The organism is Fibrobacter sp. UWS1, from assembly GCF_002300445.1.
GTDB classification, from domain to species: domain Bacteria; phylum Fibrobacterota; class Fibrobacteria; order Fibrobacterales; family Fibrobacteraceae; genus Hallerella; species Hallerella intestinalis.
In genome coordinates this window covers 1761848-1782859 of sequence record NZ_NSGW01000001.1, presented here as the reverse complement: position 1 = coordinate 1782859, position 21012 = coordinate 1761848, and the positions used below count along the sequence as shown (strand labels likewise).

Here is a 21012-nt window from a genome sequence, read left to right as displayed (position 1 = left end):
AAGACGGAATGAAGGCTGAAAGGAAAAGTCGGCATCCCCAAATGCCGACTCCAGACGAAAGCGATTTTTATTTGCGCATTAAGATGTGCCGTGAAGTTTTGCCGTTCCCCAATCGGATGATGTAGGCTCCTGGCCGCAAACTCGGCTTGACCTTTTCCCAGAAATCACCAACATTTTCCGCTTGCAAGCGCGCCGATTTTATCCATTGTCCGTGGATATCGAAAATCTGGCATTGGATTGGGGAGGCGTTAAAATTCCATTGAAATGAGGAAACGATGCCGTCCGTTTCACAGGAAGCGCATTCAAAGCGAATCCAGTCGATGTTTACATAGCTGCTGTCGATGTTTAAACGCAGGGTCTGCTCTCCGGCTGTCAGTGCGAGGGTGCCGGCGTCCACGGTGGTGTAGGAATTCCAGTTGCCTAAAGTCGGAATTTGGATGGAAAGCTTTTCGCTTCCGACGGAAAGAGTGACGCTTGCTGCGGTGGAATTGCCGGTTGCGCCGCGGATGGTTACGTTATATGTGCCCAAAGATTTCACGTTCAACGAGTATTCAAAATAGTCCCCGCTGTTTGTATAGCCCAAGGCGTAGCCGTTTTCTGTTGGAACGATGCCTGCGTCGTCTTCCCGGTAGCCCGTGGATTCGTTTTGTCCATCGGCATCGTAAAAAGCATTGATGTCATAATTTTCCGCTTCGACGGTTCCCGGAATGAGAATGCTTCCCGCAAAGGGCTGGGCCGAAGAACTGGAAATCATGGAACTGGAAGAGGGCGGAGCGATTTCGCCGGAACCGTTAGAAAGAACGATGTCTCCGCCATTTGGAACGGCATCAAAATAAATGTAGCCGTCTTGGATTTTTGCATTGACGCTTTTTCCTTTTTGGGTTGCTTTCACCGACGTCCAATTATTGGTGTTTTGAAGGCGAATGGATAGCGGGTAGTCGAAAGGGGAAAGGGACGTGCTAAGATTGTGAGTCAGGGAATAAGTTTCGCTTTGCGCATCACCGCTGAGTTTAGTGATTTTTGAAGCGTCTCGCTCTTTGGAATACATGATGGCATTGCGAAAGGTCGTCACCCAGATTTTGGAATCGTTCTCCTTTGCCCAACTCAAAGCCCCGTCTATCGCCGAAGATGCCGTGGGGGAGTAGCCACTGCCCTGATCGACTTCGTGAATCAGAAAAGTCACCCAGCCTTTTTTGTTTATCGCTTCTTGCATTTTTTGCTGGAAGGCTTGAGCGGAATTCACATTGCCCGTGTTGCCGCAGATGATGGAACTGATGCGGTTGTAGTTTTGCGGCGTTTTGCCGTCGATTTGTCCGCTGCAAATGCGACCGCCGATGTAATTCTGGGAAAGCAGGGTTTCGTCCGGAACATTGCAGTTCGGGTAGGTAATCGTGTTGCACTGCTGGTTGGGGATTTTGCTTTCGATAGTTGCTTTGGAACTGGCGATTTCATTGTTGGGCATGGTTTGCGCATGGCTGTCGGAATGGCTGCCGACTTCGTGACCTTGGGAAACGAGTTCTTTAAACTTTGCATAATTGGGATTCCAATTGTTCACGATGTAAAAACTCGCTTTGTAACCGTATTTGTCAAAGATGGGAACGGCGATGGAAAGCTGGTTGGCAAGATTGTCGTCAAATGTAAATGTGGCGACGGCATTTCGGAAACCCGCCCAATCGGCGATTTCCTGTGCGGTAAGAGAATGCGTAGCGAAGAAAATGGAGGCGGTAAACGCAAAAATTTTTTTCATGATATTCCCCGAAAGTTGAATCGGACTAGGTTAGAAATACTTTTGTTTGGAAATTCGGAAAATAAACGAGGGAATTTTGTGTTGTATAAAAAACAACGCCACCGAAGATTCGGGCTGTTGGACGGGGACGTTTTAAAAATCAAATAGAGTCCATCTTTTGACGGACTCTATTGAAGTACCCCCAACGGGATTCGAACCCATGTTCTGGGAATGAAAATCCCATGTCCTAGGCCTCTAGACGATAGGGGCATCGTTTAGATGAGCCAAATATAGGAAAGCTTTTGGAGTTGTCAAGGGGTAAAATGCAAAAATTCTAAATTGCCGGCATGATTCTTTCCCATTGGCTCAAAAAGACGGCCCAAAAGGTTCTTCTTCGGCTTTTTCCCCTTGTTTTGCTCGCCAGCCTGGCGGATGCCGCCCTTTTGTTTGTCGTTCGGCTTTTTATGCGGATTGTCGGTGGAAAAGTGGATGTACCAATGGGGGAATGGCTTCTTGCCGCCCTGTCGCTTGCTGTTTTGCGCTGGCTGTTTTCGTATTGGCGGGGAATTTCTGTGGAAAAGGCGAGTCGCTATGTGGAAGCAGTGCTTTCGATTTGGTTTGCTAGGCGCCTCCGAACGCTTTCTCCCCGTTTTTTTCATCGCCGGGATGCGGATGAAAATCTGATGGTCGCTTACGATTCCATCCGAATTATCGGGTCCAGCGTGGAAATGCTGATGCAGGCTGTCCAAGCCGTGCTGCAACTGATCGTTTTTTTGCCCGTGCTTTTTGTGATTTCTCCGAGGCTGACTTTTCTTGTTTTGCTGGTGGTTTTGCCTGTCGTATCCTTTGTCCAAAAAAAATTGCATGCCATGGCACCGTCCGTGGAAGAGGAAATGGCGAAACGCGGAACTCTCCGCTTGGATGTGGAAAATGCCAAAATTCTATTTCGGCGCTGGAGTTCTCCGGAAGACCGCCAAAAAATAGGAGCTTCGCTTTCCCAAAAAATTCGCCAAGTTCAAAAATCCGGCATTCTGGTGGGCGGCAAAAAAGTGGCTCTTTCGCAGGGCATGGAAGCGGTTTCTGTTTCGGCGGTCGTGCTGGTTTTGGGATTTTGCGGATGGATGATTTTGCATGGAAATCTGGATGCGGAAAGCTTGGTTCTTTACTGTTCCGCTCTTTTCCTTTGTTACAAGCCGGTCAAAGATTGCGCAAGGATTTTGCCTCAAATGCGGCAAGCGCGGAGTGCGCAAAAAACGCTTTTGGATTTGGAATCGGCTCCTCGAAAAAAATGCCCGAATGTGCATCGTGCGGATTCCCTCGTTTTTTCGGAAGTGTCTTTTTCGTATGCGCCAGAAGAAAAGGGAAATTTTGTTTTTCAAAAATGGAACGGGCAATGGGATGCGGAAACTCCGGTTTTGTTGCGCGGGGCGAACGGCTGCGGCAAATCGACGTTTTTCAAATTGATTTCGGGATTGGAAGAGCCTTGTGCGGGGCGGATTTTTCTTCCCCAAAAATATGCGCTCCATGGCGTCTTTTCGGTTTCGCAGGATTTGGCACTTCCACCGCGGGAATTTATAGGCGAAGCGGTTTCTGAACGTCTTGGCGAAAAGGAATTTGCGGATTTCTATTCTTTGATTGGCGGAGAAAATCTGCTGAAAAAACAGGGGCTTTCCGGCGGTGAAAAAGCAAAGGTCGCCTTATTGTGGGCGTTGGCGTCGCCGTCTCGGATTTTATTGCTGGATGAACCGTTCGCTTTTGTTGCGCAAAAAGAAAGAGAAAATCTTCTGCTCGCTTTTTTGCTTGCCGCAGAAAAATATGGGAAATGGACGTTTCTGGTTTCGCACGAATCGCTTTCGGAAAAACTTGCCTGTCGCTTTACGCTTGTGAATTTGGAAGAATGCAAATGAAATGTCTGTATCGATTTCGCGGCGTTGTGCTGGGAATTTTTGCGCTGGTTCTTTTCCTGTTTCCGCCGCATTCGGGAAAAATTCCGCTGTCGGCGGTGGGGCTGGCTGCCGCTGGCGTTCTTCTGCGAATAGAAGCGCGACGAGTCATGGGGGAACATTCGCGAGGAAATCGGGTAGAGGCTCCGGCTTTGGTGACGTGGGGAATTTATTCCCGTTTAAGGCACCCGCTGTATGTTTCCAATTTGTGCGTCTGTTATGCGTTTATTCTGTTTCATTTAGGGTGGCGGTGGAACGCTTTTGCTTTTGCCGGAGTCGTTACTTCGTTTGTTGTTCTTTTGGCGTTGCGGGAAAATGCTTTTTTAGAAAAGCGTTTTGGGGAGTCTTACAGGCGTTGGGCAAATCGGACGGCGATGTTCTTTCCCTGTAGAAACAAAAATGTAGAACTGGACGGCGTTTTAAACGCTTCGAAGAAATCGGTAAAAAGTGCTTTTATCGCGGATAAGTGGACGTGGATATGGCTGGTGTTTTATACATTGTTGCTGATGATGCGGAAATATGTGATGGATATTTTTCCGTTCTAAAGAGGATTTGCGATGGTCGGATTGAATGCCTTGCGAAGTACTTTAGGTGCGATTGCCTGGGTGGCAAGTCGGGTTTCTTCTGTGGAATCGAGGTATAAAATCCGCAGCCGGATGTATGGCCCTTTTTCGTCCGGTCCTTGTTTTTGGCTCCATGGAGCGAGCCTTGGCGAGTGCAAAATGCTATTGTCTTTGGCGCAGATTTTGAAAAGGGACGTTCCGGAAATTCCCCGAATTTTGATAACGACGCAAAAAACGGAAGTGCTGGAATTTTTAAAACCCGCCGTGGAGGAGTTGGGCTTTGAAACGTCTTTGGCTCCGCTGGACTCTCCGGCTGTCATGCGCCGCTTTATGGAATCGGTTCAGCCGGTGATGCTCGTGCTTGCGGAAAATGAATTGTGGCCGGGATATTTGTCGGCGATGCGCAAAGCTTTTGAAGAGCCTCGAGTCGCTTTGATTTCGGGGCGTTTCTTTCATTGCGTGGACGCTTCCGATTTTGGCTCTATCGGTTTTGCGAGTATGCAAACCGGTGCGGATCTTGCCCGTTTTATGGCAGCGAGCGAATACTCTTTTTCGGCGAAAGCGATTGTCGGCGGGGACTGGAAACTGCTTCGCTGGGCCAAGTTCCCGGAAGAAATGCGTTTGCCTCGTCAAGCGGACGTGGATTCTGCGTTTGTATCCTTTCACCGAGAAGAAATAAAACCGCTGTGCCGAATGTTGCTTTTGGCTCTGCAAAAAAAAGAAGCTGTCGTTTTGGCTCCGCGATTTGAAGAGGAGTTGCCCGCATTTCGGGACGCGCTCTGTCAAAAAAAAATGCCCACGGTCGAATGGCCGGAGGTGCAAAAGGGTGCGGTTTCTTTGGTGACGGAATACGGCAAGCTGACGGAAATTTTTAAGGTCTCCAGGGCGGCTGTTATCGGAGGGTCGTTCTCTAGAAGTTTGGGAATCCATGATTTTTGGGAGCCGTTGAAGCTCGGCGTCGTCACTTATGTCGGGCCGTATTGTCGGGGGCAGCAGGCATCGGTGGAAGCACTTTTACGAGAAGGGGCCGTCGTACGGTTGCGCAGACCTTTGGACTATGCGTCTAGGACCGTTCCGAATCCAGATGCCGTTTGCCGTTTCCTATCGCACGAACGGGAAAAAGCTCTTTCTTCGTATAAGGCGTTTCTCGGATTTGTGCGCTCCACCGTTTTATCTGTAGAACAAAAATCTGACTTGGATGGTAAAGCATGAAAAAAATTATTCTGGCGAGTCCTCGCGGTTTCTGCGCAGGAGTGGACCGGGCGCTTCATATTGTGGAGAGGGCTTTGGAAAAGTTCGGATCGCCGATTTACGTTCGCCACGAAATTGTGCACAATCAGTTTGTGGTGCAAAGGTTTCGCAATGCTGGAGCCATTTTTGTGGAATCCCTTTCGGAGGTGCCCGAAAATTCCACGGTCATCTTTTCGGCTCACGGGGTTCCGGACAGCGTGTATCAAGAGGCTCGGAATCGTCATCTGCGGGTTTTAGATGCTACCTGTCCGCTGGTTCAAAGAGTGCACATGAGCGCGAAACGCCATCACGAAGCGGGACGCCACGTCATTCTGATAGGCCATGCCGGCCATGCGGAAGTGGAAGGGCATTTAGGGCAGCTTCCCGCTAATTCGATGACGCTGATTCGGAATGTGGACGACGTGGAAAAACTTTCTTTTTCGCCTGAAATCAAATTGGCCTACATTACGCAGACGACTCTTTCTGTGGCGGAATCCCAACACATTGTCGAAGCGTTGCGGAATCGCTTTCCCGATATAGCGGGACCTGCGCGCGGGGACATTTGCTATGCGACAGGCAATCGGCAAGGGGCGGTTCGCTCGCTGTGCGGGCAGGTCCAGATGCTGCTGGTCGTCGGTTCGAACAACTCGTCCAATGCCAATCGCTTGGCGGAGCTTGGCGTCGAAAAGGGCATTTCTTCGCATCTCATCGATTGCGTGGACAATATCGAAGAATCTTGGTTTGAAGGAATCGATGTCGTCGGTTTGGCCAGCGGAGCGAGCACTCCGGAAGATCTGGTGCAAGATGTTGTGCACTGGGTGTGCGAAAAATGGCCCGAAGTTCAGGTGGAAAATTGGGTGACCATGCAGGAAAAACTCAAGTTCCCGCTTCCGGACGAATTAGCATCTTGACGAAATCGCTTAAATTAACTAATCTTGTGCCCAATAAAACACGGAGTTATACAATGAGCCGTATTTGCGAAGTTTCTGGAAAAGGTGCCCTTGTTGGCAACATGGTTTCTCACTCGAACCGCAAGAAGTTGATTCGTCAGCTTCCGAACCTGTTCTCTAAGCGTTTTTACATTCCTGAAGAAGACCGCTGGGTTACTCTTCGTGTGAGCGCTGCGGGTTTGCGCACGATCGAAAAACGCGGCATTTATGCCGTTGTGAAAGATCTCGGCCTTTAATCTTTTTCAGAGAGATAATTCGGAAGCCGCCTTGCTTAAGGCGGCATTTCGTGTTTGTGGACAAAAAGTGAATAGATGAATCTATCAACCGTTTTCGAGATAATTCAGCAGGTCGTGATACTTGGCGATGGGAGCCAGGATGAACAAAATATCGTTCGTCTGAAGCTGTACGCCGCCTTTAGGCGGTAAAATCTTGGCGTTCCTTGTGATGGATGTAATCACGACTTCATTGCCCAGATGCAAATCCTTAATGCATTTCCCTTGGCAGAAAGAGGTGGAAAAAACCTGAAATTCGTACATGTCCAGGTCTGCTCGGCGAACGGAATGCAGCTCAACGGAAAATGGCGAAAGGGGACGCTTGGGGATGGTCAATTTGAATAGGCGGGCTAGATGCCCGAGGGAACTTCCTTGCAAAAGGCAAGAAAGGATGACCGCAAAGAAGATGATGTTGAATACGGATTCGTTGGAATCGATTCCGTAGGCGGCGGGATATGTGGCGAGCACGATGGGAACGGCGCCTTTGATGCCTCCCCAGCATAGGAATAGGCGCTCTTTCATGGTAAAGCGGAAAGGAATCGTCGAAAGAAATACGGCGATAGGACGCGCGATAAAAATCATGAGGGTGGCTATCAGCAGGCCTTCTTTCCAGACCAGGGAAAAGCTGCGGGGGAACGCCAAAAGCCCGAGCATCAGGAAAAGCGTCATATTGCTGAAAGTGGAAACGCCTTCCAAAAAATTGCTGACACCGCGTTTGGAAACAAAATCCGAGTTGCCGAGCCAGTAGCCCATAAAAAAGACAGCGATAATTCCGTTCGCTTTGATGATTTCCGCAGAACCGTAGGCCAGCAGAATGACGCCGACGATAAGAACGTAATAGTAGCCGCGGTTTTCTGACTTGAGCTTATCAAAAAGAAGGCGCGCGACTTTGCTGACAAGATAGCCGGTAAGAATGCCGCCGGTAAATTGCCAAAGGAGAGAAGTGATGAATCCGATTGGCGTAGATCCTTGTCCGGCGAGGCTCCCTACAAAAGTTAGGGTGAGGAGAATTGCCATCGGGTCGTTTGCCGCGCTTTCTACATTGAGAGTCGCGGCGATTTTCCGTTTCAACGGATTTTGGCGCGTGATGAGAAGAACGGCGGCAGCGTCCGTAGAAGAAATGATGGAACCTATCATCATCGAAGTCATAAACTCGTAGTCCATGATAAAATGAATCGCGATGCCCAGCACGACTGCCGTAATCAGCACGCCGAATGTGGCAAGAATGGTCGCCGGCTTGGCGACAAGCTGCAAATCGTCCCGCGAAGTTCGAAAACCGCCGTCAAACAGAATGAAAATCAGCAGGATGTCCGCAATCCGCTTGGTGGTTTGGGCGTCGCTGAATTTGATGAGGCCTAGAACATCGCTGCCGACGATAATTCCTACCGCCAAGAATACAAGCAGAACAGGAACGCCGATTTTATCCGAAATCTTCGTTGAAAAAATGCTTGCGATAATCAACAATGCCAGAAAGAAAATCATTTCTCAATAAATACAAAAAAAGTTGTTTGGGCTGCCTTTAAAAATAATTATATACAATCTTCCACTAGACGCTTGCCATTCATTTTTTTTCAAATTGGGAAATTCTTTTCACAAGGGGAACTCATCTTCAAACGGAGTTTTTCTTTCATTCTTTTTAAAGAGGAATGTTTCTTTACAGGTTGAACTCATCTTCAAAACAGAAATTTCTTTTTCAGAAAATGAATTTTTCTCGCAGACGGCGATGCTTGCCTACCCATGGAAATTGAATTTTGCCTTAAACACAGTAGAAGCGGCGGTCCTGCTGCTTTTAAAAGCAAAACGGTTAGCCCCATGAGTCTTGGGAACTTGTTCCCTTAGACGAATTGTCCCTTTCAGGGGTACTTCAACTATGGAATCGGAGATTCCAAGTTTCAGGGATGCAAAGCCGAAGCAATCTGTGCTGGCACCTCGTCATTGCGAGGAGCGTAGCGACGTGGCAATCTTGTCAGCGGGAAAGGATTGCTTCTACACTTCGAGTATAACTCCACTAAGTCAATAAATTGACAAGTGTCGTATAACCCCTCCGGGGTTCGGGGTGACAGTCGCTTTCAAATGAGACTGTTTTTCTCCTTGGCGAGTACGCAATGACGAATACTACCAGTCTCCCTGAAATGATCACTTCATTTTAGTCAGGTAGGCGGGTTCCGAACCGTTTTTGATGATTGCCGGAAGAATGCGGGAAATATCCCAGTCTTCTTTGCGGAGTCGGCGCCGCAGAAGGGCGATGAAGACTTCCATCAGCATTTCGCAATCATATACCGCGCGGTGCATTTCGTCGTTGTTGATGGAAAGGCTGATTTGTCCTTTAATCCGTTGAAACATGTGCGCAAGATCTCCGAGTTTGTGCGTCTTCAGTTCCGGAAGAATGGAACGGGCAACTTTGAGACTGTCCACAATCGGATTTCCCGGCAAGAGCTGCGGGTTCTTGGTGTAGGCGACGTGCAGGAATCCGGCGTCAAAGCTCGCGTTGTGGGCCACGAGAATGGAACTCTGCCCGCAGAACACGGTGAATTTTTTCAGCACGTCTTTGATGGCGGGAGCGTTTTCCACCATGGCGTTTGTGATGTGGTTGATTTTTGTCGCTTCATCGGGAATCATCATCGGCGGTTTGACCAGCGTTTGGAATGTGGCGACTTGTTTGGGGCGAATCGTGCCGTTGTCGTCGCGGACAGTAAATTTTACCGCACCGATTTCAATGATTTCGTCTTTTTTATCAACAAGTCCAGTGGTTTCGAGGTCAAATGCGACAAACGAGGGGTATATCATGCTAGTCTCCGAGAATAAACAAAACTAAAGATAGCTTAAAGAAATTGTCAATTTTGACAAAGGCAGCGGAATGACCGCCTTGTCCCAACTAGAAAGGGAAATGTGAGCCCCGTAATGAATCCGCACCTTCCAGACGGGAACACCCGCTTTGTTGGCAAGCCACCGGGTTCCGGGCTTTTCGATTTCGGCAGGGCCTTGTGGCCCGTCAAGCGCCATGGCGCAAAGGGTTCCTTTTTTCAAAAGCGGCAGAATTTTCCGGATGGCGAGAGATTTTTCATTGCTGGAACCGCGGATGACTTGGTATCCCAGGTCTTTGGCGATTTGGGCGAGAACGTCCCCGTCTGCGCTGGGTGAAATGAAGGCGGCGATCCCCCGGTGATGGAAGCCCGCGGTCGCGGCGAATAAATCTCGGTGCCATAATGCGATAATGCCCGAAGAAATGGTTGAGTCGGCGTTTTCAAAGGAAATTCGCAGAGAACGGAGCCACAATTCCGCTATTTTGCAAAAAAAACGTTTTTTTAAGGGAAGAACTGCCATGGGAACCTTGGAAATTTAAAATTATTTCCTATAATTGGAAGCACTAGGCGACGTACCCAAGTTGGTAAGGGACGGCTCTGCAAAAGCCTCATTCCTCAGTTCGAGTCTGAGCGTTGCCTCGAAAAAGACGGATTTTTTTCCGTCTTTTTTTGTGCGTAGAATTGAAACGCTAAATAAATGGGGTAAGCTCAAGGCGTAGCCTCGAGTTGTTCTGATAAAAAAAGCAGAAAGCGAACTTTCTGCTTTTAAAAGCGGAGGAAAAGAACTTTGGGCTGCGATTAATAGCGTTTGCCTTTTCTGGCGTCGAGAGTGACCTTGGCCGTTTTTTCGCCTTCGATTTTCACCATCTGTTCCGCCATGCGTCCGTTGTTGCATTCCGCGCGAATCATGTGGTCGCCGGCGTCCAGGTTGTTTACGGTGAGCGGTGCGCCGTCCGTGCGGTCCGCATTGTCGCCATCCACATAAATAATGCACTTGCCCGGAATGGTAGTCACTTCAACGTGGCCTTTGGGAATCACTGTGCCAAAATTGAAATTGTTGCGCTTGTCGGATCCCGGCCAGATATTGACGCGCTGATTGACCAGCTCATAGCCTTGATCCACGACAATCAGGGTCTGGCGTCCGGATTTGACGGAACGGTTCTCGATGGGACTTTTTCCCAGCAGTTCACCGCCCAGATAGACTTCGCTGTTGGGAGGTTCCGTGAGAATGGTCACCGTTGCGGCTTGATCACGGGGAGGTGGCTCTTCGGCAAAAGCCGCAGAAGCACAGAAAGAAAGGGTTACAGCGCTAAAAGCGAACAGTTTAGAGATGAATTTCATTTATAGCTCCTTGAAATCCTCTTTAAGATATAAAGAAAAAGGCTTTTGGCGGGAACGCCGGATGTAAAAATCCCCTTATAAATTGTATTTTTCCTCAAATGAAAGAACTTTATCAAAAATTGCGCTCTTTTAACGGCAAAAATTACGGCTTGTATAAAAGTCTTGGTGGAAAATCCTGGCCGTTTGGCGATTTTACATTGGAATTTATTCATGTGCAGGGGGATCCGTTTGCGCCTGCGTCCCGTCTTAAATTCAGCGCGCCTTTAGACCTTTTGGGAATTCCCGTGGAATGGGGAAATTTTTCGGTAAAGCGTCTGGCTTTGGCGGATTTTTTGCTGCGAAAATTGGCGTCGGAAATCGCGTCGCGTGCAGAAGAGGGCGAAGGAAAATTCCCGGTGAGCGTTCTTGTTCCGGGAGAGGAAGTTCTTGTCCGGAATGCGCTCTGGGTTGGCGGGCCTTCGGAAAATGCGGGAAAGGCGATGGTCGAAGTGGTTCTTTCGGTCGATCTTCCAGGGGAAAAACGCCAGATAGATGTCCCGGCGGCAATGGAGCTTTTGACGTCGTTAATTCCCGATTTGCTGATGGCTCTGTATTTGAATGCGGAAACGGAAAAAAAGAAAGCTCTGGATTGCATCGAGTCTTTGGAAGTGCGGGAAGCCCTTTTGCTCGAAACGCAAAAGCGGGGTTTTGTCGCGTTTGTGCCGAACGGAGCGGTTCTTCCCCGAGAATCGGGAACAAGCGATTTGCCAAAAAAAGGAGCGATTCCTTTTCAATCTCCGAAGGAATTGCTGCAAACCTTTGAAGTTTGTGGAAAACAAATCTCGGGAATGGCGATTCCGAAAGGGATAACGGTCATTGCCGGCGGTGCTTATCATGGGAAATCGACGCTTCTTTCGGCACTGGAAAGCGCAGTCGTGCCGCATATTTTGGGGGATGGTCGGGAATGGGTCGTTTCGGATCCGTCGGCGATGCGCATTGCGGCGGAACCCGGACGCCTTGTCAAGGGAACTCGGATTGCGCCTTTTGTGCGGGAACTTCCCTTTGGCGTTTCGACGGAATCTTTTGAAACGTCGTCGGCTTCGGGCAGCACCAGCGAGGCGGCAAACGTCATGGAAGCTTTGGAATTTGGAACTCGCACTTTGTATATCGATGAAGATGCTTCGGCGGTGAATTTCTTGATTCGGGATTCCCGGATGCGGGAACTGGTCGGAGAAAGGGACGAACCTCTGATTCCTCTTTCGGACAGAATAGCCGAATTGAAATCGCTGGGCATCAATATGGTACTGGTTGTCGGGGCGTGCGGGGATTATTTAAAAGTCGCCGATACGGTTCTGGTGATGAAAAATTACGAACCGTTTTGCGAAACGGTTAAAGCAAAGGAAATCGCGGCTCGGTCGCCGGAGCAGTGCCCACTGCAAAAGTCGCCTCCATTTGGAAATTTTGAGTGCAGAAAGCTTCCGCAGCTGTCCGAAGCATTGCTTCCCGGCATCAAAACCCGAAATGCCTTTGAACGGCAGGTGAAAGTGCGCCTTCGCGGGTCGGAATTGAGTATCGGCTATGTTCGGGCGGATTTGCGGGCGATTTTCCCCAAAGCGGAAACGGCGAAATTGAGTGGCTTGGGACTTTTCTTGCTGAATTTATTGCAAAACGCGGAAAATGTTCCGGCAAACGAAGCTATTCGAAAATTGCACGAACAAATCCGGAATGTCGGTTTTCGCAGGCTTCCTCAGGGATTTTCCAAAGACTCGGCTTTGCCGAGAATGGAAGAAATCGCTTCGGCGTTGCTTCGGATGGCGATGGAAAATTAATCCGGTTCTGGCTGTGTCTGCGCTCACGTTTGGACAATTTGTCCATGGGACTTGTACTTGGAAAAATGCAGCCCAATATCCAAAATGTATTTTGTAAAAGATGATTTTATCGGCTGACATCACGGACTATCGAGATTTTCTTAAAGCTTTTTACGAGCGTCGTAAAAAGGAAATGCCATTTTACTCCTATCGAATGATGGGTGAAAAGCTAGGGCTGGATTCCAGTTATCTCTTTCGGGTGTTGCAAAAAAAGCACCATTTACCGGCTCATGCGTTGCGCACGGCCAAGGAAATGCTCGGACTTTCTGGGCGCTCTGCGGAGTATTTTGATTTGCTCTATGCGGCGGCGGTCTCCAAGGATTCTTCCCAAAAAGCGGAACTCATGGCGAAGGCTTTGGCTCTTGGCGATGTCGAACGGCACAGCTTGCAGGTTGCGGAACTGAAATTGCTTGAAAATTGGTGGATTCCAGCGGTCCGCGCTTATTTGGAATTGAATGGCGGAGTTGTGAACACCAAGCAGATTGCTCGGGACATGTGCCCGCCGATTACGGAAGAACAAGCGCAGGAAGCGATAGAAATTTTAAAGGAAGTGGGGCTTGTCAAAAAACTGGCTTCGGGAAAATTGGCGCTGACAGAAACGCATTTGACTGTAGGTGGCCCGGAAAAAGCGCAAGCGGTTCGAAATTTTCAAAAGCAGGCTCTTCGGTTGGCAAGCGATGCGCTGGAAAATATCCCTGCCGAAAAACGCAACATATCGACGCTCACACTCTCTGTCGATCAAGAAGGCTTTGAAGATATTGGCGATATGGTAAAAGAATTTCGCCGACTCGTCCAAAAAAGAGTAGATTCTATACAGAATCCAGATCGGGTAATGCAGCTTTCCATGGCGTTTTATCCGGTCGCGTGGGCGAGGAAAAAATGATACGTCGGATGAGAATGCTTTTGGTGGCTGCTGGGATGGAAATCTTGGCGGCGTGTTCAACAAATGAATCCGCGGGATCTACGTTTGAAACGGAGAATTCCATAGCGAAAATTGTGGTGACCAATGTGGATGGAATCCCGTTGGCGCAAAGCGTCGTCTCTATTCGGGAACAAAATTATCTGCCGTATTTGTATTTGGATTCTGCATTGGGGGAATACGACTCGTTTGACAATGCGCTTGGCATGGAAACCGATGGCTCTGGCGTGGTTCGGCTGGATTCCATAGGGGCGGGCGATTATATTGTTGAAGCTCGCGATGGCGATGGTGCGGATCTGCTGCTCGGAGCGACTCGTTTCACAATTCCCGAAGCGATTTCGGATTCGGCGATTTCTGTCCCGGTTGTTTTAGAAGAACCGGCAACTCTTTCCGGTTTCATTCAAACGGAAAAATCTCCTGTGTTCATAAAAATCCGAGGAACTCATTATTGGGCTCTTGTGGATTCGCTGGGACATTTTTCATTTCCTCAGGTGCCGCAGGGAAATTTTGAAATTGTGGCGGTTTACGAAGATGAAGTTCTAATTGCTGAACCGGTGAAAATTCAAAAGGAAAATGAAGATCTCTTTTGGGAAGACCCCGATTTGCCAGAAAAAGACACGTCCGTACAGCTCCATTCCTATTTGTTTGAAGATTTTGAAGACAGTACGGCGGGTTGGTATGTTTCGACTTCGCAGTATGCGACGGCGCATTTAGAAACGGATTCCGCGGGATTGGGACGTTCGGGACTTGTCGCGCATTTTGCCAATCAGAACGATTCTGCTCTGACCTGGGCATTGATGGGACGTCATATTGGGGATACCGATTTGAGCGAAATCGACTCGGTCACTTTCTGGATTCGCGGAAATATCGAAGGCAAAATTTATTTCTCGTTTGATGTCATTGCGGACAGTTCCGTGTCTTATGATTCGGGAAAGGCGTGGAAGTCTTTTGAAATCGATTCCGTGTGGACGCGCCTGGTGGTAACGCCGGAAACGTTGATTAAAGCGGACAGCATCGGCGAAAACATCGGCTGGGACGCGGTAAAAAATCATGTCACCAACATCTCCATTTTCGGCGGGTCGAGTGGGGAGTTTTGGGTGGACGACATTGTGTTTTACGGAGTGGATTCGACGGCGTTTCGCTTTGTAGAATAAAGCGTGAAAATAAGGAATTTGCGGAAAATTTTCGAGCTCGTTTATTTGCGGATGTAAAAAAGCTGCCTTTAAGAATCTATTTTCAAGAGTCGATAGTATTAGAGAGCTTTGCGATTTTTTAAAACAGAACTTTCTTTTGCTCGATGAGAATTTTTCCTCGCAGACCGCGAGATGTTCTGCATTTTGGCTAGCCGTATCTCCAACGTTCCCAACTTTCAACTAATCATTTATCCCTTGTCGAAGAACGCTCCGAAGCCGTTTTTAGAGTTTTCCAGAAGTGAATCTTAAAAAATGTGAAGATTTCGTTTTGGAAAAAACTATATTGAAATGCCGGTGAAACGTTTTGTATGGAGGTCGATTTAATGCTGAAAATTTTTCCGATTTTACTTTTCGTATCGATTGCTTTTTCAGCGGAAAAAACATTTTTCTTTTTGCCGCCGGATACAAAGAGCTGGTTTGATTCTTCGCCGATAATTGTCGAAAATGGCGATAAGCAATCTTTCAAGGAAATGCTTGCGGATACTCTCCATTGGTTTCGCTATTCATGGGACGAAGATTCTTTGCCGGATTCCATTTTGATTTATCGGGATAGCGATTCGCTTTTTTCGGAACCGATTGGCGCACAAGGATTTCCTTCTGAAATTGCCGTGCAAATTCCGCTGAAGAGCTTGTTTGAAGATAGCCGGGAAGGGGTGATTTCTTTTATTCCCGAAGAGGAGATGCGCCCCGATGAAGACGCGTATGGATTTTATACGAGCGATATCCGCCTGCGAAGCTATCTTGGTTCTTTTAAAAGCGATTTGACGGTTTTTGTCCTGGTGCCCGATTACAAGGAGTGGATAGAAGAAACGCCCGTGATGGTGGATGCGAAAGACTCGCGGGATGACTGGGAACTGGTTCCGGACGATTCTGCGTTTGCGGGCTGGTTTCGGTTTCATTTTTCAAAGGAAGAATATCGCCCTGCATGGTTTTATTTGTACAAGAAAAACGATACGCTGCGAAAAGCGCCGATTGGGAAAAACGGTTACGCTCTTGGCGAAACGCCTTTGTGGCCGCTGGGCGGGCGAGGCGAAGAGGATTCCATTTTCATTGTTCCCGATTTGAATTACGATTGCTTGCCGGAAGGGGAATTTCTGGCGGGGCAAGGCATCGTCTATGAAAATGACGCAAGGCAGGTTTGTACTTTGCAATACAACTGTTTAAAGCCGGATTTTAATCCGGGATGCTCGCATATCAATTTTTCGCCATCTCCGGTCTATTATTCCATTTTTTCTGCAGATTCCGAGCTGGTGAAACCGGATGAACCTTTGCTTTCGCAAAAGTCATGTGTTTGGGGAATTTTTGTTCCGGGGTGTAATGAAAAAATTTTTATGGAAAACGAATATTGCCAATTGGATGCGGGAAATTATCTGGTGAAAATTCATGTCAAAAATTTGGATTCTGCGTTCTTTGTGCCTTATACCGTGGCGAGTACCGCTTTGCCTTTTCCAGATTTCCGAAACAAAGTGGATGTCATTGCCGAAAATTCTTTTGTCTGGATAAGTTCCGCTGCTTCCGAAAGATATTTTGTACTGAATGCCTTGGGGCAGGTTTTGGCGCGGGGAAAAGTCTTGGGCAGCGTGAAAGTGGAAATCCCGACTGCGGGAAATTATTGGGTTCGGGTGGGAAGCGAAACGCATTTTGTGCGGATTCGCGGAAAGTAGGTTAGCAAAGGAAAATTTTGAATTCGCGCAAGGGACGGATGCCCGGATGGGGACGGACGCGCCCGTGGCGCGGCTGGACGGGGAGCGCGCGGTGAGCTTTGCGAACGGAAAGCGCGCGATTACCGCGACGGCCCGGTCCCGGCGGCGGTGATTTTTTCTGGCTGCGTTTTACCGCCGGGATGTGCCCTAAAAAGATTTTTGGATTGCTGCGGCAAGATTTTTGGATTGCTGCGGCAAGATTTTGCGCACAGGTTTCCCGTGGATAAAATGTCCACAAAGAATGCATCTCGGCAATTTTTTCATCGGCATTTCTGAAATAATTTTGGCATAAGTGCTTTTGAAGGAGTGTCTATGTCTAGGAATGTTTGGAAAGAATGCCGGACGGCGTTTTGTGTGGCGGCTTTTGTGGGAGTCGCGCTTGCGGATAATCCGATTTCCAATTATCATTATTTGGCGGATCCGGCGTGCACGGCGACGGATAGCATGTTTTACATTTTGACGGACAGTGACGACCCTGCGGGTTCCGATGGCTATACGATTAAATCGCTTTACGCATTTGGCAGCCGTGATATGAAAAATTGGACGGATTACGGCATTATTTTTGAAGCGAAGCGCGAATACGACAATATCAATGATATTTGGGCTTCGGGCATTGCGGTGAAAAATGGCAAGTTCTATATCGTTTATCCGGATGGCGGTGGAGGCGGTGTCGGGCTGGTCGGTTCTGAAAATATCAATGGACCTTATACGAATCCGATTCCGGGAAACAAGAAACTTATCAACAACTGGGGCGGCGGCCTTGCGGATTGCGATGGCATCGCTTGGTGCTTTGATCCGGCGATTTTCTTTGATGACGACGGCCAGGGATACTTTACTTTTGGCGGCGGGAATAATACGACGCGTCCCGCTGCCGATGGAGACAACAACATTTTCAATATCTACAAGTTGAATGGAGACTTGAGCGGTTTCGATTTGAATTCCAAGACGCAATTGAAGATTGCTGGCCCGCGGGCGATGGAAGCCTCGTATATTCACAAGAGGAACGGCATTTATTATCTGTCCTATAGCACCGCCGATTTGCGAATCGCTTATGGAACTTCGAATAGTCCGATGGGGCCTTACACTTATAAGGGCATCGTGCTGGACAATCCGAATATCGATGGTAAAAATATCAACGCTCACAATAACAATCACCACGGCATTGCGGAATTTAAAGGCAAGTGGTATGCGGTTTATCACGACAGGCGTCTGGTTCAAGCAGCAGAACATCCGGCGTCTTTGGGGGTGGCGAATCCCGAGCCGGCGTATCACCGGAGCGTGAGTATTGACGAATTGACTTGGAATGGGGATGAAATGAACAAGCTAGTGTTTACAAATGAAGGACCGAAGCAAATTGAAAATTTTGATCCCTATCGGACGTATCCGGCTTTGACGAGTTCCAAACAGAGAAATATCCGTAGCCGTACCGATTGGACGCGTGGAACTCCGGTTTCGCACGTTCTGACTCCTTATGCTTCTAAAGAATCCTGGATCCGCGTGAGTGGCGTGGATTTTGGCGATGGGGCGAAAAAGTTTGTAGCGACGGCGGCAAGTGTCGCTTCGGGAAATAAAATCGAAGTGCACACGGGTTCTGCAACGGGGACTCTGGCGGGAAGCTGCGAACTCGAGCAAACTGGCTCTTGGCAGACTTATGCGGAAAACGAATGCGAAGTGAGTGGACTTTCGGGAGTTGTGGACGAGCTTTTTTTAGTGTTCAAAGGAGCTGCGGATTCGACGATGGGGATTTTGGAATGGAGTTTCACTGCGGACGCTTCTGTTGAAATTCCGCAAGCTCCGTTCGGCGGGATCGCCGCAAAAATTCCGGGCAAAATCGAAGCGGAACATTTCGACGAAGGTCAATCTAAGGCTTACAAGGATAATGAAAAGGCGAATCAGGGCGATGCGGATTTTCGTACATCGGAAGGCGTGGACATTGTGCTTGGCGGTAGCGGTATGGCTGTGGGATACACGATTGCCGGTGAATGGATGGAATATACGGTGAATGTGGAAAAAGCGGGTACTTATGCATTGAGTATTTTTGCTGCTAGCGGTTCCGAATCTTCAAGTGCGGTATTCTTTGTTGATGATATTGCCGTTACCGATACGGTGAAATTTCCGAAGACCGATTCGACGTGGAATGTTTATAAAACTGTTGATGCGGGCACGATTGATTTGGTTGCCGGGGAACATGTTTTGAAAGTCTTGATTACGGGCAGCTATGTCAATTTGGACTTCTTTGAATTGACGGATATCGCTTCGACGGAAATTCCGAGCGGGCTGCATTTTTCCGGCAATAGCGCGGAAACATTGTTTGACGTTTTTGATTTGAACGGAAATCGAGTAATGGGAATCCGTTCTCGCGCGGATAAAGTGCTGGATGGAGTCCGCCACGGACTGGCGCGTTCTGGCGTGTATTTAATTCGCGGGCGGACAAACGGATTTGTGAAAAAAATCCGCATTGTAGAATGAAAGGAGTGTTTGGATGAAAAGCTTTAGATGGTTTCCATGTTGTGTGGCTTTAAGTTTTGGTTTGTCAAACGCTGCAACGGTGAATGTGAATCTTGATGAAGAACATCAGGTGATTCGCGGTTTTGGCGGGATGGTGCATAATACGTGGCAAGGCGGGGCGGGGCTCAGCGAATCGGATGCGAATCTGGCTTTTGGCAATGGAGACGGGCAATTGGGACTTACTGTCCTTCGCATTCCGGTAAATGAAAACTCCAGTGATTTTGGAAAAGAATTGGCAGCGGCAAAACTTGCCAAAGAACGCGGTGCGATTGTTTATGCAACTCCGTGGAAACCGCCGACTTCAATACAAACGCCCTATACGTTGAATCGGTGGGGAACCGTTTACAATACGACACAGATTGTTGAAAGCGACTGGCAGGCCTATGTCAATCATTTGAACAGTTTTAGCGATTATATGAAAAATCAGGGAGTTCCTTTATACGCGATAAGCATTCAGAATGAACCGGACTGGTGCGATTCCTGGACCTGCTGGACTGCTGATAATCTGTATAAATTCACGAAAAATTATGCGGGGCAGTTACGCAAGAATGGAACCAAGGTGATTTCGGCGGAATCTTTTGCCTATAGTAAGAGTCTTTACAATCAAATTCTGGAAGACGACGCTGCGCTAAAAAATATCGATATTTTGGGTGCGCATTTTTATGGAAGCGAAGCGAATACGGCGAACAATTATTTTGAATATGCCTTGGCGGATCAGAATAAAGTGGAACGCTGGATGACAGAGCATTACACGGAAAGCCAGGGAAGTGGAAATTATTGGCGCGTCGTAATGAAAACGGGTGACCAGGCGAATGAAAATAAATTGGATACGGTGCGTGCAATGGATGTCGGCTATGAGATTCACCGCGGTCTTGTCATCGGCAATTTCAGTCAGTACACTTGGTGGTACATCCGGCGTTGTTATGGGCTGATTATGGAAAAGGATTTTGGCAACAAACTGTCCATTCCTTCCAATGAAATTGGTAAAGTTTCTAAACGGGGTTATGTTCTTTCTCAGTTTGCCCGTTTTATACGCCCGGGTGCAATCCGTGTGGGCGCTACGCCAAATCCGGAAGCAGAACTTTACGCTTCCGCATACAAGAGTGCTGGCGGGGATAGTACTATCGTCGTTCTCGTGAATCGGGACTATAGAAACGAAAAAACGGTTACGGTGAATGTTCCAAATGCAAATATCGAATCCTTCCATATTTACACGACCAGCGAAGCGAAAAATGCGAAATACGAAGGCGAAGTGAAAGCGGAAAAAGGCAGAGTGACAATCGCAATGAGTTCGGGAGCTTCTAACAAAGATTGCATCGTGACTCTCGTCGGTGTAGGCCCGCAGATTATTGAACCGCAAACGCCTTTTGGCGGCGCTCTGGCAAAAATTCCGGGTAAAATCGAAGCGGAAAATTACGACATTCCCGGTTCGGGCGCAGGAAATTCTTCTTATTACGACACGGATTCCGAAAATAAGGGCGGAGCCTATCGCAATGACGGCGTGGATATTGTAGAGCTCTCCGAGGCGGGAGAATATGCGGTGGGTTACACAAATGCCGGAGAATGGATGGAATACACCATGGATGTTTCCAAAGCCGGAAAATATCGGCTAACATTGAATGCGGCTAGCGGTTCCGAATCGTCAAGCGTGATGTTCTTTGTCGATGATATCGCTGTCACTGATACGGTGAAAATCCCGAAGACAGATTCAACGTGGAATGTTTATAAAGCTGTCGATGCGGGAACGCTTGATTTGAGCGCAGGAACGCACGTGCTAAAAATGCAGATTACCGGCAGCTATGTGAATGTGGATTGGTTTGAATTTCAAGACTTGTCGGATACGGCAACGACGTCTGTGGTGCGGCGCGGGAGTGTGTCAAAATCGGGATCGGTTTTGCTGTCCAAAACGAAAAAATTCTTTGATCTGGTCGGTAGGCGCGTGCGCTTTCGGTAAGCATGATGGATAAATGAAGACCTCGCTATTTTGAGAACGAGGCTCTCCATTTTTGCTGT

General features: G+C 48.3%; 18 protein-coding genes and 2 tRNA genes. 13 read left to right on the top strand and 7 right to left on the bottom strand.

Features of this window, described 5'->3' with window-relative positions; genetic code table 11:
• Positions 1–67: 67 nt before the first annotated feature.
• Positions 68–1747 carry a carbohydrate-binding protein gene (locus BGX14_RS07650; RefSeq protein ID WP_073303948.1) on the bottom strand — a complete coding sequence of 560 codons (1680 nt, stop codon included), beginning with the start codon at positions 1745–1747 and terminating at the stop codon, positions 68–70.
• Between the two features lie 176 nt (positions 1748–1923).
• Positions 1924–1996 (bottom strand) — tRNA-Glu (locus BGX14_RS07645).
• A gap of 77 nt (positions 1997–2073) precedes the next feature.
• Here BGX14_RS07645 and BGX14_RS07640 point away from each other — a divergent pair.
• From BGX14_RS07640 to rpmB, 5 genes are read left to right on the top strand one after another with little or no spacing between them, the layout of a single operon-like run.
• Positions 2074–3633 (top strand): ABC transporter ATP-binding protein/permease, encoded by a 1560-nt coding sequence (locus BGX14_RS07640; RefSeq protein WP_095879526.1) that lies wholly within the window; start codon positions 2074–2076, stop codon positions 3631–3633.
• The gene (locus tag BGX14_RS07635; protein ID WP_158223261.1) at positions 3630–4214 is read left to right on the top strand and encodes an isoprenylcysteine carboxylmethyltransferase family protein; all 585 of its coding nucleotides are present in this window, start codon (positions 3630–3632) and stop codon (positions 4212–4214) included. The genes BGX14_RS07640 and BGX14_RS07635 overlap by 4 nt, the downstream gene beginning before the upstream one ends.
• 12 nt (positions 4215–4226) lie before the next feature.
• Positions 4227–5444 (top strand): 3-deoxy-D-manno-octulosonic acid transferase, encoded by a 1218-nt coding sequence (locus BGX14_RS07630; RefSeq protein WP_095879524.1) that lies wholly within the window; start codon positions 4227–4229, stop codon positions 5442–5444.
• Entirely contained in the window at positions 5441–6373 is a 933-nt protein-coding gene (gene ispH / locus BGX14_RS07625) for a 4-hydroxy-3-methylbut-2-enyl diphosphate reductase (protein WP_095879523.1), read from the top strand. Before BGX14_RS07630 ends, ispH begins: the two co-directional genes overlap by 4 nt.
• A gap of 53 nt (positions 6374–6426) precedes the next feature.
• The gene (gene rpmB, locus BGX14_RS07620; protein WP_073303956.1) at positions 6427–6648 is read left to right on the top strand and encodes a 50S ribosomal protein L28; all 222 of its coding nucleotides are present in this window, start codon (positions 6427–6429) and stop codon (positions 6646–6648) included.
• An 84-nt stretch (positions 6649–6732) separates the two neighbouring features.
• On the opposite strand, the gene BGX14_RS07615 is transcribed toward rpmB, so the two are convergent.
• A complete protein-coding gene (locus BGX14_RS07615) occupies positions 6733–8166 on the bottom strand; it encodes a potassium/proton antiporter (protein WP_073303958.1) in 1434 nt (477 codons plus the stop codon).
• 94 nt (positions 8167–8260) lie between these two features.
• Here BGX14_RS07615 and BGX14_RS07610 point away from each other — a divergent pair, with 94 nt between their 5' ends.
• Positions 8261–8500 (top strand): hypothetical protein, encoded by a 240-nt coding sequence (locus BGX14_RS07610; protein ID WP_095879522.1) that lies wholly within the window; start codon positions 8261–8263, stop codon positions 8498–8500.
• A 320-nt stretch (positions 8501–8820) separates the two neighbouring features.
• Here BGX14_RS07610 and BGX14_RS07605 read toward each other — a convergent pair whose 3' ends face one another.
• Both BGX14_RS07605 and BGX14_RS07600 read right to left on the bottom strand, forming a co-directional pair.
• A complete protein-coding gene (locus tag BGX14_RS07605) occupies positions 8821–9471 on the bottom strand; it encodes a PolC-type DNA polymerase III (protein ID WP_073303962.1) in 651 nt (216 codons plus the stop codon).
• A gap of 24 nt (positions 9472–9495) precedes the next feature.
• Positions 9496–10008, bottom strand: a complete 513-nt coding sequence (locus tag BGX14_RS07600) for a DUF374 domain-containing protein (protein ID WP_083545763.1) — start codon at positions 10006–10008, stop codon at positions 9496–9498.
• A gap of 46 nt (positions 10009–10054) precedes the next feature.
• Here BGX14_RS07600 and BGX14_RS07595 point away from each other — a divergent pair.
• A tRNA-Cys gene (locus BGX14_RS07595) sits at positions 10055–10127 on the top strand.
• A 159-nt stretch (positions 10128–10286) separates the two neighbouring features.
• Here BGX14_RS07595 and BGX14_RS07590 read toward each other — a convergent pair.
• A complete protein-coding gene (locus tag BGX14_RS07590) occupies positions 10287–10829 on the bottom strand; it encodes a PEGA domain-containing protein (protein ID WP_233126446.1) in 543 nt (180 codons plus the stop codon).
• 98 nt (positions 10830–10927) lie between these two features.
• Between BGX14_RS07590 and BGX14_RS07585 the strand changes: the two genes are divergently transcribed.
• The 4 genes from BGX14_RS07585 to BGX14_RS07570 all read left to right on the top strand — a co-directional run bounded on the left by BGX14_RS07585 (position 10928) and on the right by BGX14_RS07570 (position 16452).
• Positions 10928–12637 carry an ABC-ATPase domain-containing protein gene (locus tag BGX14_RS07585; RefSeq protein ID WP_095879521.1) on the top strand — a complete coding sequence of 570 codons (1710 nt, stop codon included), beginning with the start codon at positions 10928–10930 and terminating at the stop codon, positions 12635–12637.
• Positions 12638–12737: 100 nt separating this feature from the next.
• A complete protein-coding gene (locus tag BGX14_RS07580) occupies positions 12738–13559 on the top strand; it encodes a DUF4423 domain-containing protein (RefSeq protein WP_073303966.1) in 822 nt (273 codons plus the stop codon).
• Positions 13556–14749 carry a hypothetical protein gene (locus BGX14_RS07575; protein ID WP_143394185.1) on the top strand — a complete coding sequence of 398 codons (1194 nt, stop codon included), beginning with the start codon at positions 13556–13558 and terminating at the stop codon, positions 14747–14749. Before BGX14_RS07580 ends, BGX14_RS07575 begins: the two co-directional genes overlap by 4 nt.
• 362 nt (positions 14750–15111) lie before the next feature.
• Positions 15112–16452: a hypothetical protein gene (locus BGX14_RS07570; RefSeq protein WP_143394184.1), complete on the top strand. Its 1341-nt coding sequence runs from the start codon at positions 15112–15114 to the stop codon at positions 16450–16452.
• A 1-nt stretch (position 16453) separates the two neighbouring features.
• On the opposite strand, the gene BGX14_RS07565 is transcribed toward BGX14_RS07570, so the two are convergent.
• The gene (locus BGX14_RS07565) at positions 16454–16738 is read right to left on the bottom strand and encodes a hypothetical protein (RefSeq protein ID WP_095879518.1); all 285 of its coding nucleotides are present in this window, start codon (positions 16736–16738) and stop codon (positions 16454–16456) included.
• A gap of 65 nt (positions 16739–16803) precedes the next feature.
• On the opposite strand from BGX14_RS07565, the gene BGX14_RS07560 reads away from it, so the two are divergent.
• Together BGX14_RS07560 and BGX14_RS07555 are read left to right on the top strand one after the other, a co-directional pair.
• On the top strand, positions 16804–18960 hold the full coding sequence (locus BGX14_RS07560; protein ID WP_095879517.1) for a family 43 glycosylhydrolase: 2157 nt from the start codon (positions 16804–16806) through the stop codon (positions 18958–18960).
• Positions 18961–19021: 61 nt separating this feature from the next.
• Positions 19022–20953: a carbohydrate-binding protein gene (locus BGX14_RS07555; RefSeq protein WP_233126445.1), complete on the top strand. Its 1932-nt coding sequence runs from the start codon at positions 19022–19024 to the stop codon at positions 20951–20953.
• Positions 20954–21012: the final 59 nt, after the last annotated feature.

Bases quoted from the DNA above. Each gene is read 5' to 3' on its own strand.
- BGX14_RS07650 (WP_073303948.1), bottom strand. From the start codon at position 1,747: ATGAAAAAAATTTTTGCGTTTACCGCCTCCATTTTCTTCGCTACGCAT.
- BGX14_RS07640 (WP_095879526.1), top strand. From the start codon at position 2,074: ATGATTCTTTCCCATTGGCTCAAAAAGACGGCCCAAAAGGTTCTTCTT.
- BGX14_RS07635 (WP_158223261.1), top strand. From the start codon at position 3,630: ATGAAATGTCTGTATCGATTTCGCGGCGTTGTGCTGGGAATTTTTGCG.
- BGX14_RS07630 (WP_095879524.1), top strand. From the start codon at position 4,227: ATGGTCGGATTGAATGCCTTGCGAAGTACTTTAGGTGCGATTGCCTGG.
- ispH (WP_095879523.1), top strand. From the start codon at position 5,441: ATGAAAAAAATTATTCTGGCGAGTCCTCGCGGTTTCTGCGCAGGAGTG.
- rpmB (WP_073303956.1), top strand. From the start codon at position 6,427: ATGAGCCGTATTTGCGAAGTTTCTGGAAAAGGTGCCCTTGTTGGCAAC.
- BGX14_RS07615 (WP_073303958.1), bottom strand. From the start codon at position 8,166: ATGATTTTCTTTCTGGCATTGTTGATTATCGCAAGCATTTTTTCAACG.
- BGX14_RS07605 (WP_073303962.1), bottom strand. From the start codon at position 9,471: ATGATATACCCCTCGTTTGTCGCATTTGACCTCGAAACCACTGGACTT.
- BGX14_RS07600 (WP_083545763.1), bottom strand. From the start codon at position 10,008: ATGGCAGTTCTTCCCTTAAAAAAACGTTTTTTTTGCAAAATAGCGGAA.
- BGX14_RS07590 (WP_233126446.1), bottom strand. From the start codon at position 10,829: ATGAAATTCATCTCTAAACTGTTCGCTTTTAGCGCTGTAACCCTTTCT.
- BGX14_RS07585 (WP_095879521.1), top strand. From the start codon at position 10,928: ATGAAAGAACTTTATCAAAAATTGCGCTCTTTTAACGGCAAAAATTAC.
- BGX14_RS07580 (WP_073303966.1), top strand. From the start codon at position 12,738: ATGATTTTATCGGCTGACATCACGGACTATCGAGATTTTCTTAAAGCT.
- BGX14_RS07575 (WP_143394185.1), top strand. From the start codon at position 13,556: ATGATACGTCGGATGAGAATGCTTTTGGTGGCTGCTGGGATGGAAATC.
- BGX14_RS07570 (WP_143394184.1), top strand. From the start codon at position 15,112: ATGCTGAAAATTTTTCCGATTTTACTTTTCGTATCGATTGCTTTTTCA.
- BGX14_RS07565 (WP_095879518.1), bottom strand. From the start codon at position 16,738: ATGCATTCTTTGTGGACATTTTATCCACGGGAAACCTGTGCGCAAAAT.
- BGX14_RS07560 (WP_095879517.1), top strand. From the start codon at position 16,804: ATGTCTAGGAATGTTTGGAAAGAATGCCGGACGGCGTTTTGTGTGGCG.